This is a genomic window from Clostridium sp. CM036, assembly GCF_055081135.1.
This window is the reverse complement of sequence record NZ_CM143652.1, coordinates 51,959-68,064: the sequence shown is the minus strand read 5'-3', so window position 1 is coordinate 68,064 and position 16,106 is coordinate 51,959. Positions and strand designations below refer to the sequence as shown.

6 protein-coding genes are annotated in these 16,106 nt (G+C 28.5%); all 6 read right to left on the bottom strand.

The annotated features are described in order from the left end of the window. Positions 1-30: 30 nt before the first annotated feature. From ACWJKE_RS00210 to ACWJKE_RS00185, 6 genes are read right to left on the bottom strand one after another with little or no spacing between them, the layout of a single operon-like run. On the bottom strand, positions 31-3,318 hold the full coding sequence (locus ACWJKE_RS00210) for a condensation domain-containing protein (protein WP_216301682.1): 3,288 nt from the start codon (positions 3,316-3,318) through the stop codon (positions 31-33). Continuing rightward, on the bottom strand, positions 3,308-4,537 hold the full coding sequence (gene fabD, locus ACWJKE_RS00205; RefSeq protein WP_216301681.1) for an ACP S-malonyltransferase: 1,230 nt from the start codon (positions 4,535-4,537) through the stop codon (positions 3,308-3,310). The genes ACWJKE_RS00210 and fabD overlap by 11 nt, the downstream gene beginning before the upstream one ends. Then, the gene (locus ACWJKE_RS00200) at positions 4,530-5,234 is read right to left on the bottom strand and encodes an ABC transporter ATP-binding protein (protein WP_216301680.1); all 705 of its coding nucleotides are present in this window, start codon (positions 5,232-5,234) and stop codon (positions 4,530-4,532) included. Before ACWJKE_RS00200 ends, fabD begins: the two co-directional genes overlap by 8 nt. 26 nt (positions 5,235-5,260) lie before the next feature. Then, positions 5,261-7,756: an ABC transporter permease gene (locus ACWJKE_RS00195; protein WP_462959083.1), complete on the bottom strand. Its 2,496-nt coding sequence runs from the start codon at positions 7,754-7,756 to the stop codon at positions 5,261-5,263. Positions 7,757-7,780: 24 nt separating this feature from the next. Continuing rightward, positions 7,781-9,124, bottom strand: coding sequence for an MFS transporter (locus ACWJKE_RS00190; RefSeq protein ID WP_462959082.1), 1,344 nt, complete (start codon positions 9,122-9,124; stop codon positions 7,781-7,783). Then, entirely contained in the window at positions 9,114-16,106 is a 6,993-nt protein-coding gene (locus tag ACWJKE_RS00185; protein ID WP_462959081.1) for an amino acid adenylation domain-containing protein, read from the bottom strand. The genes ACWJKE_RS00190 and ACWJKE_RS00185 overlap by 11 nt, the downstream gene beginning before the upstream one ends.

Sequence of the window (16,106 nt, the reverse complement as noted above, 5' to 3'; positions counted from 1 at the left end):
TGCTTTAATAAATTACATGAGAGCAAGATGTTATTTTAACATATGAATAGTTACTTTACTATTTTGTTTTCCATAGATTTGTATTTTATTAATATTAATTTCTGGATTTTGTGTTATTTGATCAATAATGTCATAAAATGAATTAATAAATTGAACAATAGTTTCATCTTTAAATAAATCAGTATCATATTCAAATTCAAATTTAAATCCATCATCTAACGTATAAATTGTTAATAATAAATCATATTGTGATGTAGATGTATTAACATCTTTTAAAGTATATCTTATCCCTTGAACTTCAGGATACATAAAATTCTGATAAACAAATGCTATATTAAATAAGGGCGTTGTACTAGAATCCGTCTTAATTCCTAACTTTTTAATTAACATATCAAAAGGATATTCTCCCTTATCAAGTGCATTTATTACGTTATTTGATACAATTTTTAACAATTCACTGAATTTCACTTCATCATTAAAATTATTACGTATTGGAACCATATTTATAAACACACCTAACATATCTTGAATTTCATTTAAATGTCTCCCCGCCACAGGTGTTCCAATTACAATATCATTTTCTCCAGTATAAAGATTTATAAAAATATTATATATAGATAAAAATGTCATAAATTCAGTTACATTATATTTATTTCCTATATTTAATACCTCTGTTATAATTTCTTTATCTAACTGAAAGCTTATTCTTTTACCATTATATCTTTTAACTTTTAATCTATCAAAATCCTCCGGTAAATATACTGGTGATACCTCTGTGTTAAATTGTTCAATCCAATATTTTTCCATTTCTTGAATTTTTAAATCATATTCCGAACTATTTTGATAATCTACATAATCTTTAAATTGGAATCTTGGTGGCTGAAGTTCTCCTCCATAATATATATTTAAAAATTCATTAAAAAAAAGTGAAATAGTTGTACCATCGCTAATAATATGATGCATATCTATTAAAATAATCGTATCATTTTCGACATTATTTATTTCTAAACGCATTAAAGGAGATTCTGTTAAGTTAAATGGTCTTACAAATGTTTCAATAACGAGCTTTAACTCTTCTTCATCTATTTCCCTATACCCAACATTTATCTCAACGTTATTGTGCACCTTTTGCATAGGAGATAAATTCACAAGTTCTATGCTAGTACGTAAAATTTCATACTTTTGAACTAACATATTAATAATATTTTGAGCCTTTACTGGATCAATCAAACAATTGTATATCCTTGCAGCTATAGGAATATTATACACAGTATTATTTTCTGCAAGACATGCACTAATGTAAATTCTAAGTTGTTCTTTACTTAATGGATAATACTCTTCTTTAGGATTATTCTTCAATGTAAAATTATTTTCACTATTCATTTTATCTATAATAACAGATAAACTTTCTATAGTAGGATTTTTAAATATTACAGATGCAGGGATCGTCTTATTTAATCTTTCTTTTATTAACCCAACCATAGCAATAACTTTAATAGAATTTCCACCTAATAAAAAGAAATTATCACCAACTCCATACTTATCATTTTTCAAAACATCACACCATATATTAAAAAGTATCTCTTCTGTTCCAGTTTTAGGACTTTTTAAATATTTAGATCCGCAATCTATAGTATTAATTTGTTGCTTTATTTGGTTAAATTCACCTTTTTTATAATCCTCTGCTAATTTGTAACGTTGTTTCTTACCACTTAGTGTTTTAGGTATACTACTCACTGGTAAAATATCATCAATTATTAAACCATAGTTTAATGCCATATATGCTTTTATTCGGAGTGCCATAATTTTAAATTGATCAAATGTTATATCACTTTCAATAAATATAACTGCTCTGTCTCGCTGTGAGATAGAATCAAAAGCTGCCACAGCTACTACCTGTAATTCTATACATTCTCCTGAGTCTTCTACATATTTCTCAACATCATGACAGTAGATATTTTTTCCATTAACAATTATTAAATCCTTTTCACGGCCTATAATAGTTAATCTACCCTTATTTAAAAAACCAATATCTCCAGTCTTTAACCAGTCATCATCAGTATAAAGATTTTTCGTAGCCTCTTCTAACTCGTAATATCCTGGAGTCAAAGCGTCTCCCCTCAACTGAATTTCACCCGCCACTCCTTCTTCTACTAAAACTTTATTGTTATCGCAGATTCTAATTTGTATTCCATTCAAAGGATATCCAACATCTACCAGACAGATATCATTACTTTGTTCATCACCTAACTCAACCTTTTTTCCACCAATTAAACTTTCACGTTTATAATATCCTGCATAAATATGTTCATTAACAGGGGATATAGTTACGCAAACCGTTGCTTCTGACATTCCATACACAGAAATAATTGAATTATGTGATAACTGTAACGGTTTTAATATATTTACAAAACTTTCGCATGCCTCAAAAGAAATTTGCTCTCCACCATTAAAAATAACTTTTAATGATGATAAATCGAATTTAGGAAGTCCTAGCTTTTGAATTGCTTGTAATACATACTTAAATGCAAAGTTTGGTGTTGCAGAAAAAGTTATTTTGTGCTCATCAATTTTTTGTAACCAATTAAGTGGATTTTGTAAAAACATTGATGTTTGCATTATATGAGTGTTAACTTTATATACTAAAGGCAGTACCACAAAAGGTATTAACGCTAAGTTATGTGTTAATGGTGTCCATGTTAATATTTCACTTTCTTTTGTACCGCCAACGGCTTCATAAATGCCTGATACATTTGAAATCAGCGCTTTATGTGTCACTTGAACTCCTTTTGGTAGACTAGTTGAACCTGATGAATATTGTATTAAGCAAATATCATCTTCTTTAGGGTTGCAAATTTTTTGTGATTCATTAAATTCAGTATAATTTTCGTATCTAATGGCTTGTTTTTCAAATTTTTCTATCAATGCACTATCATCTGTATGTTCAATAATTTGTAAGACACTATTTAATACATAATCACTTGTAATAATCCATGAATTAGGCATCTTTTGTAATATCCCTTTAATTCTTTCTATGTTAAATTTATTTTGTATTCTATCAATAGGCACAGGAATAATTCCACCTATAATACACGCTATAAATGTAACTACGAATTGTTCATTATCGTCGAACTGAAAAATTAGTGTATCTCCTTTAACTAATCCGTTCTTCTGTATCATGTGTAAAACTTGCTTACCTTTTCCTAAAATATCTGAATACTTAACTTTATATTCATCATTATGGAGAATAAAGGTTATTGACTCTTCTCTACATTTATCAAGATCAAGTATGGCTTCCGTAATTGTTTTATAATTCATATTCACGCTCCTTATATACATTAAAAGATGATGTTATGTTCGTTAATATACTATTTTGCTCGTTCATAGGAACATTTTTTAACATTAAACATTTTTTTAATAACTCAACACACTTTTCCTCTATATTTTCATGACTTAAACTATTGGACTGTTCTAAATTATTACGAATTAACTCAAGTTTTTTATAATTTTCATTTAACCCTCTATGTGCTTCAACTATATAATTTTCAAATTTTGTTCCTGTTACTTCAGCTAAACATAAATTTACTATATATAATAATGATACTGATTTATTCTTATTAAATTTAATTAAGTCATTAAGCTGCTTTCTATCAGCATATTCATCCATTGCATATGCTGATATCTCATTGTAATTTTGAATAGCTATCCTCGTTAATACATTCCCCGCCCCAAATTCTATGGCATTCTCTATGCCTCGCCTTCTCAAAGTTTTCATACATTGAGTGAAATTTACTGGCTTGTATATTTGCTGTATAAGTCTTTTTTTAATTAATTCTTCCTTATGTACTTCCGCTGTTACATTAGATATTACATGAAACTCTGGCTCTGAAAATTTACATTTATTTATATACTCTTCAAATTTAATTGCAACACCCTGCATAATTTCAGTATGAAATGGTTGAGATGTCTTTAATCTTTTTGTGTTCCCACCTAATATTTCAATTTCTTTTTCAAATTTTCCAATAATATCTGCCTTAGCAGATATAACAACTTGAGTTGGAGAGTTATAATTGGATATATATATTTTTTCACTCATTTTTGCTATTACTTTTTCAAGATTTTCATAACTAACATTAACTACTGCAGTCATAGCATAGCCATTGTCTACAGTACTCATTAATTTACCTCTCATGCTCACAAGTTCCAATGCATCTTCAAAACTTATACACCCTGCACATGTCAATGCTGAAAACTCTCCCAAGCTATGTCCTAATGCTATATCTGGTACGTCCCCTCCAAGTTCTCTATAAAGCTTGTACATAATATAACTTACAGTTAATATAATTGGCTGTGCAAATTCAGTTTTGAAAATATCCTTATTTTCTTCATTACACATTTTCTTTATATCAATATTTAATTTATTCGATGCTTGTTCTAATATTAAGTTTACACATTTATTGTCTGCAAACTTATTACACATTCCAATATATTGTGAACCTTGTCCTGGAAACAGTGCTGCTATCTTTTTATTATTCATTCGTTACAACTCCATCTCTATGGTTAATAATCCGTCCATCACGCATTCTAATTATTCTATTTCCATATTCTGCAGATTCATTTGAGTGAGTAACTTGAATTATCGTAACTTTTTGTTCATCATTTATCCTTTTAAAAAGTTTCATTACTTCGTTTCCAGATACACTATCTAAATTTCCAATTGGTTCGTCTGCTAGAAGTACACTAGGATTTGTTATAAGTGCACGTGCAATTGCTGTTCTTTGTTGCTGTCCTCCTGAAAGCTGATGAGGACGAAGCTTTTTTTTATCTGTCAAGTTAACTATTTTAAGTAATTCCTCTAACTTTTCCTTCACATCCGCTCTCTTTTCTCTTGCCATTACTACTGGAAGTAATATATTTTCCTCTACAGTTAATCCTGGGACAAGATTATAAAATTGAAATACAAAACCTAGTTCTGAGCAACGTAATCTACTCTTTTTAGAATTAGATAATTTATTAATATCTTGATTATTTAATATAACGTTCCCTTCGGAAGGTTTATCTAATCCTCCTAATAAATATAGTAATGTACTCTTCCCACACCCTGATGGGCCCATAATTGAAATGAATTCTCCTTTTTCAACTTCTAAATTCACATCATTTAATATATTGGTATTTTCTTTTCCTATAGTAACTGTTTTAAATAAATTTTCAGTTTTTAATATTATGTCTTTCATTCACTCCATCTCCTACATATATTATTCTATTCATATTTCAATTCATCAATAATTTTCATACGTATTAATCCTAGTGAAGTTATTATAGTACCCAAAATCATTAGTATAAATAATACAATTGCTACAATACCAAATACTTTCCATGAATACAAAAATTTAAATGCAAGACCTGTTCCCCAAAGCATTTTAGGAAGCATAATGCAAATTGTATAACTTAATATGCAACTAGAACCTAAAGAAATTATAAACAATGCTATAGTTTCTAAAAAAAACATACAAGTAATTTGAAGATTACTCATTGCAACAGAACTTAAAACTGCAATTTGACGTTTTCTCTGCAAGAAACTAATAAACAAATTATTAACAACTCCGAATCCAACTAAAACAAAAACTAGGGCCATTAATACGCTTAAAACCGAAATCAATCCATCTACTCCTTGCATACTATCATTTATACTTTGATTAATTGTTTTAACAACAGCAGGAGTGTCTATAAGTTCATCAGTAATATCACTTGTTGCCTTTTTCTTCTTATCATCTGATAATTTCACAAGTATTTGATATGGTATTTTAGTTACGCTTCTCTTCATATTATCAAGGCTTATAATTGCTGCATCCCTTGTTGTTGCAAACCCAGAAGAGTCTAGAAAACCTATGATCTCATATTTACTTTTTCGTTTTGTTAGTTTTTCAGAATCATAAGTAACCAATAATTTATCTCTAATTTTTAAATTGTTTTTATCTGCAAAGAAAGAATCAACCATTATATAATCGCCATCTTGTAATTTTTCAGCCAACTTCTTATCATACTTTACTCCATTCTTATGAAAATCACTAAATTGTTGATCTTTTGACATTCCAATTAAACTTAAATTTCCGAGAGTTTGTGTACCTGCTTCAGCTTTAGGAAATGCTAAATATTCATAATACATTTTATTAACACCATCTATTTTACTGATCCTGTCGTAAGTTTTAATATCTGAACTAATGCTAGTAATAGATACGTCAAAATCATTCTGATTAAGCATTGACACCATTGACGATTGAACACTCGTAATTACTATGGATATAGTTAATATCATCGTTATCATAACAGTTATTAGTGTTATATTTCCTTGTAAAAATTTATCCGTTTCCAAATTCTTCATTGCCAAATTCAGTGTGCCACTAAACTTACCTAATGTCTTTGATACAAGCAATGTGAAAATATTAACTACAATTGAGGAAATTAAAATTCCCCCTATTATTAAAAATAAAAAGCTTATTGCACCTATAATACTATTGTAGTTTTTGTTGTAAAAATACAATCCTGCACTTACGCCAAAACTTATTATTCCAAAAGCTACATGAGCAATGCTTACATCTTTTGTTAGCTTTAATGTATTTATTATTTGATTTTTCACTTGAATTTTATTAATATTGAAAGTTATAGTTAAACTACTAATCAAAGATATCCCTACAGCAACAGCAAAAGCTATTAGTATATTAACTGGTTCCATTATAGGAATAGCATTTGTATTACTTGTCTGAAATTGATTTAGCATAGAATATATATTTGATAGTGTAAAATTACTTACCCCTATCCCTAATATAAATCCTAAAATTCCATAAATTAAACTTTCACCAATAAACAATAGGCTTATCTCACCTTTAGTTGCTCCTACACTTTGAAAAGTCCCAATTACGCTTATTCGTTCTGCTCCCATTACCTTAAATAGAAATGAAATTAAATATACACTTATAAATATTGTAATTACCAATACAAATAATAAAGCTAATGATATAGAGTCAGTTTGAGTTTTATAATCCTCAATTGAATGTGTAGCCTGTGCATCTATACCGCTGTTATCATTCTCTATATTTTTCATAACATTATTTATATCTTTACCATCCTTTACAGCTACATATATGTTGGTTATTTTATTTTCCGAATGATAAAATTGTTCTACAATTTTTTTAGGTAATACCATAGTAATGTTATTTTCATCATCCTTAGCAAGCACTCCACTGTTATCAGCTACGTTTACTACAGTATTCCTATATTTTTGTCCCAGCACATCCAATTCAAGTTCTGATCCTATATTGACCCCTAAATAGTTTAATGCCTTTTTAGATATTACAATTCCGTTATTATTATCATTTTCCTCATTATCAATAACTTTTAATTTCTTAAGTTCATTTGTATCTGCACCAATAATATTTATCTTTATATTTTTCCCAGCTTTATTTTTAATTTTTCCGAGTCCACCAAATATTTCTGAACTATTTTTAACATCGCTGCTATTAAGTTTTATACTACCTTGCTTAATTAATTCATCACTATTTTTTGATGCACTTATAACAATATCTATATTTCCTAATAAATACTTAACATTTGTATCATATGTGGCCATGAAATAATTATTTATACCTAAATTAGCCATTACCAACAATGTTGTAATCATTATAGAAAAGATAATGATAAAAGATCTTAACTTTTTATTCCATATGTTGTATAAAAAATATTTTAATATAAGTTTCATTTTCCCCTCCTAATTATTCACCATTTATTGAATATTTACTGACTTTCTAAAACTATTGAAATCTTTACTAAATACCGATATTAAGATTGCCATTAAAATTGATACTGCTGACACTACGATTACTATTATTGAATTAAAGTTTTGTAGAAGTTGTCCATAAATAACAACCCCTAGTGGACCAGAAATACTCAATGCTGTTGTCGCTATTCCAAAAATCCTGCCTCTCATATTCTCCGGAACATTTAATTGAAGATAAGTATAGGTTGGAACAATTATCATTGTGTATAGTACACCCATAAAAAACATTATTACAGAAAAAATTATAGTAGTGTTCCAAGTATTCCATCCACTTAAAATACCTTGAATAAAATTTGGTACGTTTAAAATAGTTTGTTGATTCTTAATTGCATACTCTATTCTAACTGGTATAACCCACGCAATTACACTAATACCTAAAAGCAAAAATAAAATTGGTAATTTTCTTAGGACTGAGTTAGTATTTTTTATTATACCTACTGAAATTGCACCTGCAATTACTCCTATACCTAATGCTGCAAGTATAAACGATAACTGATATTCTGATGATACTATCTCAATTCTCATAATATATTGAATTGCGACCATTGTAAGTGGAGAATACACGAATGTTAATATTGCTAATATAATCATAAAAAACTTTATACCAGTCGTTTCTTTAACATATTTGAATACAAATTTTAAATTATCGATAAATTTATCAGTCTCATGTTCGTTATAATTTCTATTGCTTGTAAATACTAATGAAAATGTAAGAATAGCTCCTATAATATAAGAAACTCCATCTATACACATTATTAGTTTAATTCCTATTACCTTATAAAGCAGTGCACTAATTACTGGGCCTAGAATTGTTATAATAGCACCCATACCTTGAAAAAATGAATTTGCTTTTGGAAGCTTGTCCTCTTCTACAATGTTCGCTAGACAGGAATTAATACCCAAATTCAAAAATGATTGAACTACACTTACACTAACAACGCATATTCCTAGAATGAAAATATTATTTCCTATCATTTCTAATGATATAAACATACTCAAAACTAAAATACTGCTAATAATATCTGCCCAAAGTATTATCTTTTTCTTGTCATATTTATCTATAATTGTTCCAGCAATTATACTAATTAATATCCCTGGCATCATACTCAGTGTCAAAATAAGTGAATATATTGCTGGTGATCCTGTAGCGTCTAAAATATAAAGACTTAATGCAAATTTAAATACGGCTGATCCCAAATCACTAATAAATCTACTTAAAAACAAAATAGGTATGTTTTTTTTCGGAAATTTTTTAATATAAATTTCATTTGAAACAGTTTTATTTACCATATTTAATCTCCTTGCACTCTTTAATATTTTCTATATTGCTTTTAAAAAACTCAATTATTGTATTATCTTGCGTATCAAATGGAATATTTATATCCACTTGTATTTTATTATTTGAATATCTAGTCATAAAGTGTATATTTACTGATTCCTCCATATTTAGCTCATGCATTAATCTTTCATATAATACGTCTTCAAATAATTTCATTTCTTTTTCTTCAAGCTTGCCTTGAAAATTAAACACTATAGATGATTTTTCATTTGTTTCTGTAACAAATCGGCATATCTTAGGTGTCCTTACTTGTTGTGACTTATTAGTTGCTAAATTTGAAAAATTAATATTATGGGTTTCAGAAAGAGCTATTGCATCTTGAGTTACCTGTACCATATTAGAAAGCTCTAATTTTCCATCAATAAATACTGGTATCATATCAATAAATTCTCCAACTGTGTCGAAATACCCCTTATTCTCATAATTACGTCCATAATAATAAAACATTATCGGAAGATTCTTCACTCCCATATAATCTTGAATAAATATATTAAGTACTTCAAATGCAACCTCCCATGCATTATCCTCACTTACACCCTCTTGTTTTTCAATTTCAAACTTTATATAAGTACTTTTATCACGATTATATTTATTTATCTTTTCATTTAGCAAATTAGTGTATTGTACATATTTACCAACTTCTAATTTTTTAACTAACTCTTCGTCACTTATATTTACAGGTCCTTTTCTTATCTGTTCAATAAAATTCTGATATTGGTTACTATTTTCCATTCCAATTACTTCACCGTCTAAAATTCTATTATAAAATTCATTAATACTGCCCTTAACAATTTCTCCACTCATCGCATCAAATATTGCATGATTTACTGGTAAAAATAAATAGAAGTCTCTTTCAGTTGATTTAACAAGCAAAGTTCTATATAACAAACTATTTTCATAGTTACTGTTTGCTGTATTATGCACACATCTAGAAATTTGTTCATAACTTTTAAAATAATAGTCACTTGCAATATTTCTCATGAGATTTACTTTACTTTCTTTTGTTACATTACTGATATCTATATAGGGAGCTTGTACATTATTTATTAATTCGTGTTGACTCCAAAACAATATATCATTTCTCTTTACTAGTGTTGATCTAAAAATACCTTGATTAATAAGTAGTGCCTGTATTGCTTTATTAAATATATCGATATTTAATACATCATCAAAATGTAACAGTGTGCCCGAGTATCTTTCACTATCTAAGAAAAAATATTGAATTGGTGCTAATCTATATTCTTTTTCTACCTCACCAATTAATACAGCCTTTTCAAACTCTTTATGTTTATTATTAATTTCATTTATTATAGTCTCGCAATTAATTTTCAGCATATGTAAATTCGACTCAAAATCATTTAGATTAATATTTATTATCCTTTCCCCTTCAAAACTATCAATACCTAATGCTAATGCTTTATCGCTAGAAATAATATAATGAGGATAAATTTCCTTATCTACATATTTATTTAAGGCTTCTAAAAGTTTTTGTTTATTGTCCTCGCTATAATCATCAACACAATAAATTATGTACTGTTCATTATCTATGATTGTCTCTACAATGTTTATATTTAAATTTAATGTCTCAAATATTTTTTTCTTTACTTCCGTACCATTGCTAATTAGATTTTTCTTTACTAAGGAATTTAAATAATATTCTAAATCTAAAATGGTGTTATGACTAAATACATTATTGATAATAATATCTATATTAAATTTTTTCATATCTGCAATAAACATTATTACCTTCATAGAATTACCACCAAGCTCAAAAAAGTTATCGTCAACACTTACTTCATCTACTTCTAAAACTCTTTTCCATGAGTCAACCAATAATTTTTGTAATTTATTATTAGGTGGTAAAATTGATTTCTTATTTATTTCTTCCCCCTCTACTTTCATACTTTTTAAAACTTTCAAATCCAATTTTCCATTTGGTGTATGTGGTAAACTATTTAATGTGATAAATTTATTAGGAATCATATAATTTGGTAACTTATTTGATACGTAATCTCTAATCTCTTTTGAGGAAACTTTAAAGTTTTCTACATAATATGCCAGAATATAATCTTTATCATCAGTTACAACACCAACTTCTTTTATAGCTCCATGTTGTGCAATGCAACTCTGTATCTCGCCTAGTTCTATTCGATAGCCATTAATTTTAAACATATTATCATTTCTACCTAAAACTTCAATTTCACCATCATTACGCCATCTTGCAGTATCCCCTGTTTTATACATCATTCCGAAACTATGAGAATCCATATGTATAAACCGATCTTTATTTAATTGTGATCTATTGTGATAACCCTTTGAAATTCCATCTCCGCCAATAATTAGTTCTCCAACTGAACCAATAGGTACTAATTTATTCTTCGTATCTACTATGCAACAATTTGTGTTTGCTATTGGCTTTCCAACTGTAATATAATCCAGGTTTGTTAGTTCTTTAACTGTTGACCATACAGTTGTTTCAGTAGGTCCGTACATATTGTATATTCTTAATTTATCATATTTATTTAATTTTTTTAACAGTTCTAAAGGAAATGCCTCTCCGCCAATTAAAATAGTTCTAAGTTTTCTAAATGCTGTTGAATTCTCTTCATTTAAAATTAATTTCATTCTTAGAGGAGTCGCCTGTAAAATATTAACATCATTTTTATCAATAAGCTGACATAGTAATTGAGGACTATTTATTTGTTCATCAGATGCTAACACAATAGTGGCACCTTTTGACAACATTAAAAAGCTTTCTAATACAAAAATATCAAAACCAAAAGTTGTAACACTCAATATTTTGTTATTTTCATTAATGTCTATAATCCGTGTAATACCATTAATAAAATTATTTACGTTCTTATGTGTCAATATTACACCTTTAGGTACGCCTGTTGAACCTGATGTATATATCATATACATTGGACTATTTTCATCAATACTAACATTTGGAGAATTGAAATTTTTGGAATAATTGTTTTCTTTTGAAAGATCTATGGAATTAGCAAAATTAATAATAATACTCTTATCACTGCAATAATGTAATACACTTGTAGCTCCACTATCCTTAATCATAAATTCTATTCTTTTTTTAGGATAGTATGGATCTATTGGAACATATGCTGCCCCAATTTTTATAATAGCTAACAACGCAACGATCATCTCAATGGATCGTTCTGCCACTATGGCGATAAACCCTGATTTATCAACACCTCTTAATAAAAGTTCATTTCCAAGAGAATTAGCTCTTTCATTTAACTCTATGTAACTTATTTTTTCGTCGTTGATGATTAATGCTACCTTATTTGGTGTAAGATTTACTTGTGTTTCTATTAGCCTGTCTATTGTTAAAGTCTCATTATAACTTGTCATGCAAGTTCCAAACACTTTTAATTCTTTTAATTCCTCTTTAGTAAGCATATCTAGTTTATCAATAGTTGTTTCGGGTTTTTTCACCATCTCATCTAATATGTTGAATAAATTTCCCATCATTCTCTCTATTGTTTTTCTTTCAAATAAAGCTGTAGAAAATTCAATTTCTAAATTTATAATATCGCTTTTCTCAATAGCATTTACTGTAATGTCTACTTTAGAAACTTTATTTTCAAAAGCATATGGTGAAATTGTTAATTCTTTTATATCCATTGAAGCTTGTGAAAAATTTTGCATTGAAAACATTACATCAAATATCGGATTTCTGCTTAAATCCCTAGGTAAATCTAATAATTCTACCATTTTATCAAAGGGAAATTCTTGGTTTTCATATACACTTATAGTATTATTTTTTATTTTATTAATTAAATCTAATACTGTATCTTCACCTACAACCTCATTACGCATAACTACGGTATTTACAAACAATCCAATTATATTGTTAAGTTGTGAATCATTTCTACCTGACACAGGTGAACCAATTATAATATCATCTTGATCTGTGTATTTTTTAATCATTATATTTAATGCTGCAAATAACACATTATAGGTTGTTGTTAAATTATTTTTTGCTAAATCCTTAATTGATTCAGTAAGTTCTTTTGACAAATCCTTTGATATTCTTAACCCCTCAAATTGTTGTACTTGTGGACGAATTTTAGTATTTGGCATATTTAGCCTTGTTATTTTTCCTGATAATTGCTTTTTCCAGAATTCTTCTTGTTTCTTATAATCTCCTGTTTCATTTTTCTTATTAAGAGCTATTGCATAATCACTATATTTTAATTTAGTTGCCCTTTCATTGTCTCCAATATAAAACTTCATTAATTCTTCAATTAATATAGTTATTGACATTCCATCGCAAATAATGTGATGAATATCGAATAATAGTAAATGTTTATTTTCAAATACCTTTATTATTCCATTTCTTAATAAAGGTGCTTTATTAAAATCAAATGGTTTAATGAACTCTTCAATTGCACTATCATAATCACCATTATTACACTCAATAATTTCCAAAGAGAAGTCAACATTGTTATTTATTTTAGCAAATACTTGTCCATTATTTTCATTAAATGATGTTCTAAGGCTTTCCTGAGAAGCAATAAGCTTTTTGAATGAATTTTCAAGCTTATTAATATCAATCTTACCTTCAATTATCATAACAGTAGGCATATTATATGCTTTAGAATCACTGTCCATAAGATTAATTAAAAATAACCTTTCTTGCTGCGGAGTCAATTTATATTCATTAATTGAACTATGTTCATTAATTTTGTTATGAGAAATCACGCCTATGTTTTTATTATCAAACTTGCTTTCCATTGTTTTTGCAAGAGTTATAAAATCGCCGCTTCCCATTATATCTTTTATTTCCACTTTCTCACCAATAAGATTTTTTAAAATATTAAAGACCTTCATTGCAAAAATGGAGTCTCCTCCAAGTTTGAATAAATTATCATTTACATTTACTTCATCAATTCCTAATACATTTCCCCAAGTATTTGCCACTATTGAAACAACTTCTTCTGATACACCAGAATAATTACCAATAACCAGTATATTCTTTTCTGATTTCTCATATATTTCTTTTCTAACTTTACTTATATCCTTATCAACATATGGTATTTCAATTACACATTTCTTCATATCAAATGGATAAGGTGGTAGATGAACTCTACTAGGTTTTTCATATAGCTTATCCCAATTTATTTCTATACCTGTACAATACTTTTTAGCTAAATCACTAAGCATATTCTTTTTTATATCATCAGTAGTTTGTAAAATATCTTCATCAATTAATTCTTTTTTATACTTTGTTTGATCTTCTATTCCATAGTAAATCTGTTCTCCTTGTGTTACTAAATCCTTTTCCATTTCTAGATAATTTATTTTTTTAGCTGCGTCCATGCAACTATCAGCCACAATTGCTACCCGATATGTATAATGCCCTCTACAACAATTCGTTGTATAACATATATCATTAAAATTCTCTTGTGTTTCCTCAAGAAATATTCTCATACTTCCTAGATATTTCTTTAATGAAAATTCACTTTTTGCTGATAACACTAATACTGAAATCCCACTGTTATTATAGTTTTGTTTTTTAGGAGCCTCCTCTAATACTAAATGAACATTAGTTCCACTTAATCCAAATGAATTTATACCACATCTTAGAGGTGTTTCACCACACTCCCATTCTCTAAGTTTTGTATTAACATAAAATGGTGAGTTAATAAAGTTAATTATCCTATTTGGTGATTTAAAGTTACATGTAGGTGGTAATTTTCTTTTTTTTAAGGCTAACGCAACTTTTATTATAGATGCAATCCCAGATGCATGATCCAAATGCCCAATATTTGTTTTTACAGAACCTATAGCGCAAAATTGTTTTTTATCTGTATACTTTAAAAATGATTTTGTTAAACCCTGAATCTCTATTGGGTCTCCTATCTTTGTACCTGTTCCATGAGCCTCTATGTACGATATAGTATCCCCCTTAACTCCTGCATTTTCCCAAGCACCTAAAATAGCTTTTTCTTGAGCTAATGGGTTTGGAGCAGTAAGTCCTATTGAATTTCCATCATGATTACTCACCCCGCCCTTAATCACAGCATAAATGTCATCGCCATCTTTAATGGCCTTTTTTAAAGGTTTAATAAAAATTGCACCAACACCTTCACCAACACCCGTTCCATCTGCACTGTCATCAAAAGCTTTAGTTTTCCAATCTCCTGCCTCTACACCCAACTTTTCGCCTATCACTATAGGTAACATACTTAACTTTACACTACCTACAACTGCTGATTGACATTGATTGCTTTGTATACACATACATGCCATATGAACGGCAAGCAATGCTGATGAACAAGCTGTATCTATAACCATTGCTGGTCCATGAAAATCTAAGATATGGGATATTCTACTAGCAATCGCAGGTACTATATTCCCTGCAAGTGCCAGTGTTAATGCTTCAGGTGATACATCAGAAATAATCTGACGATACTCATTTACTGTAGAATTATCATATCCTACAAATACGCCAACATTTTTTCCTGACAATACCTTATTACCATACCCTGCATCTTCCAAACAATTGAAAGCCTCTTGCAAAAATAACCTTTGATTTGGATCCATTAATTTTGCTTCAGCAGGAGTAATTCCAAAAAACGAATAATCAAAGTTTTCTATGCCTTCAAGGTACCCCCCTTTTGCAAAAATTACGTCATCATCAAAGCCTATATAGTTAAGATATTTTTTTGCAAAATCCATTCTATCTTTTGGAAAGTCTACTATACAATCCGTAGAGTTAGCTATAACATCCCAAAATTTATTCTTATCCTCTGCTCTTGGCATATTCGCGCTAATTCCTACAATTGCAAATTGTTCATTTTTTTCACTTGATGCACTACTCATTATAGATATTATTTTAGCTACCATTCGTTTATCTAAGATGTTTTTAGAAGCACACTGAATTAAATATTTTATCTCCTCTTTCAT

Excerpts from the sequence above, each read along its gene's own strand:
- ACWJKE_RS00210 (WP_216301682.1), bottom strand. The coding sequence starts at position 3,318 with ATGAATTATAAAACAATTACGGAAGCCATACTTGATCTTGATAAATGT.
- ACWJKE_RS00190 (WP_462959082.1), bottom strand. The coding sequence starts at position 9,124 with ATGGTAAATAAAACTGTTTCAAATGAAATTTATATTAAAAAATTTCCG.
- ACWJKE_RS00185 (WP_462959081.1), bottom strand. The coding sequence starts at position 16,106 with ATGAAAGAGGAGATAAAATATTTAATTCAGTGTGCTTCTAAAAACATC.
- ACWJKE_RS00200 (WP_216301680.1), bottom strand. The coding sequence starts at position 5,234 with ATGAAAGACATAATATTAAAAACTGAAAATTTATTTAAAACAGTTACT.
- ACWJKE_RS00195 (WP_462959083.1), bottom strand. The coding sequence starts at position 7,756 with ATGAAACTTATATTAAAATATTTTTTATACAACATATGGAATAAAAAG.
- fabD (WP_216301681.1), bottom strand. The coding sequence starts at position 4,537 with ATGAATAATAAAAAGATAGCAGCACTGTTTCCAGGACAAGGTTCACAA.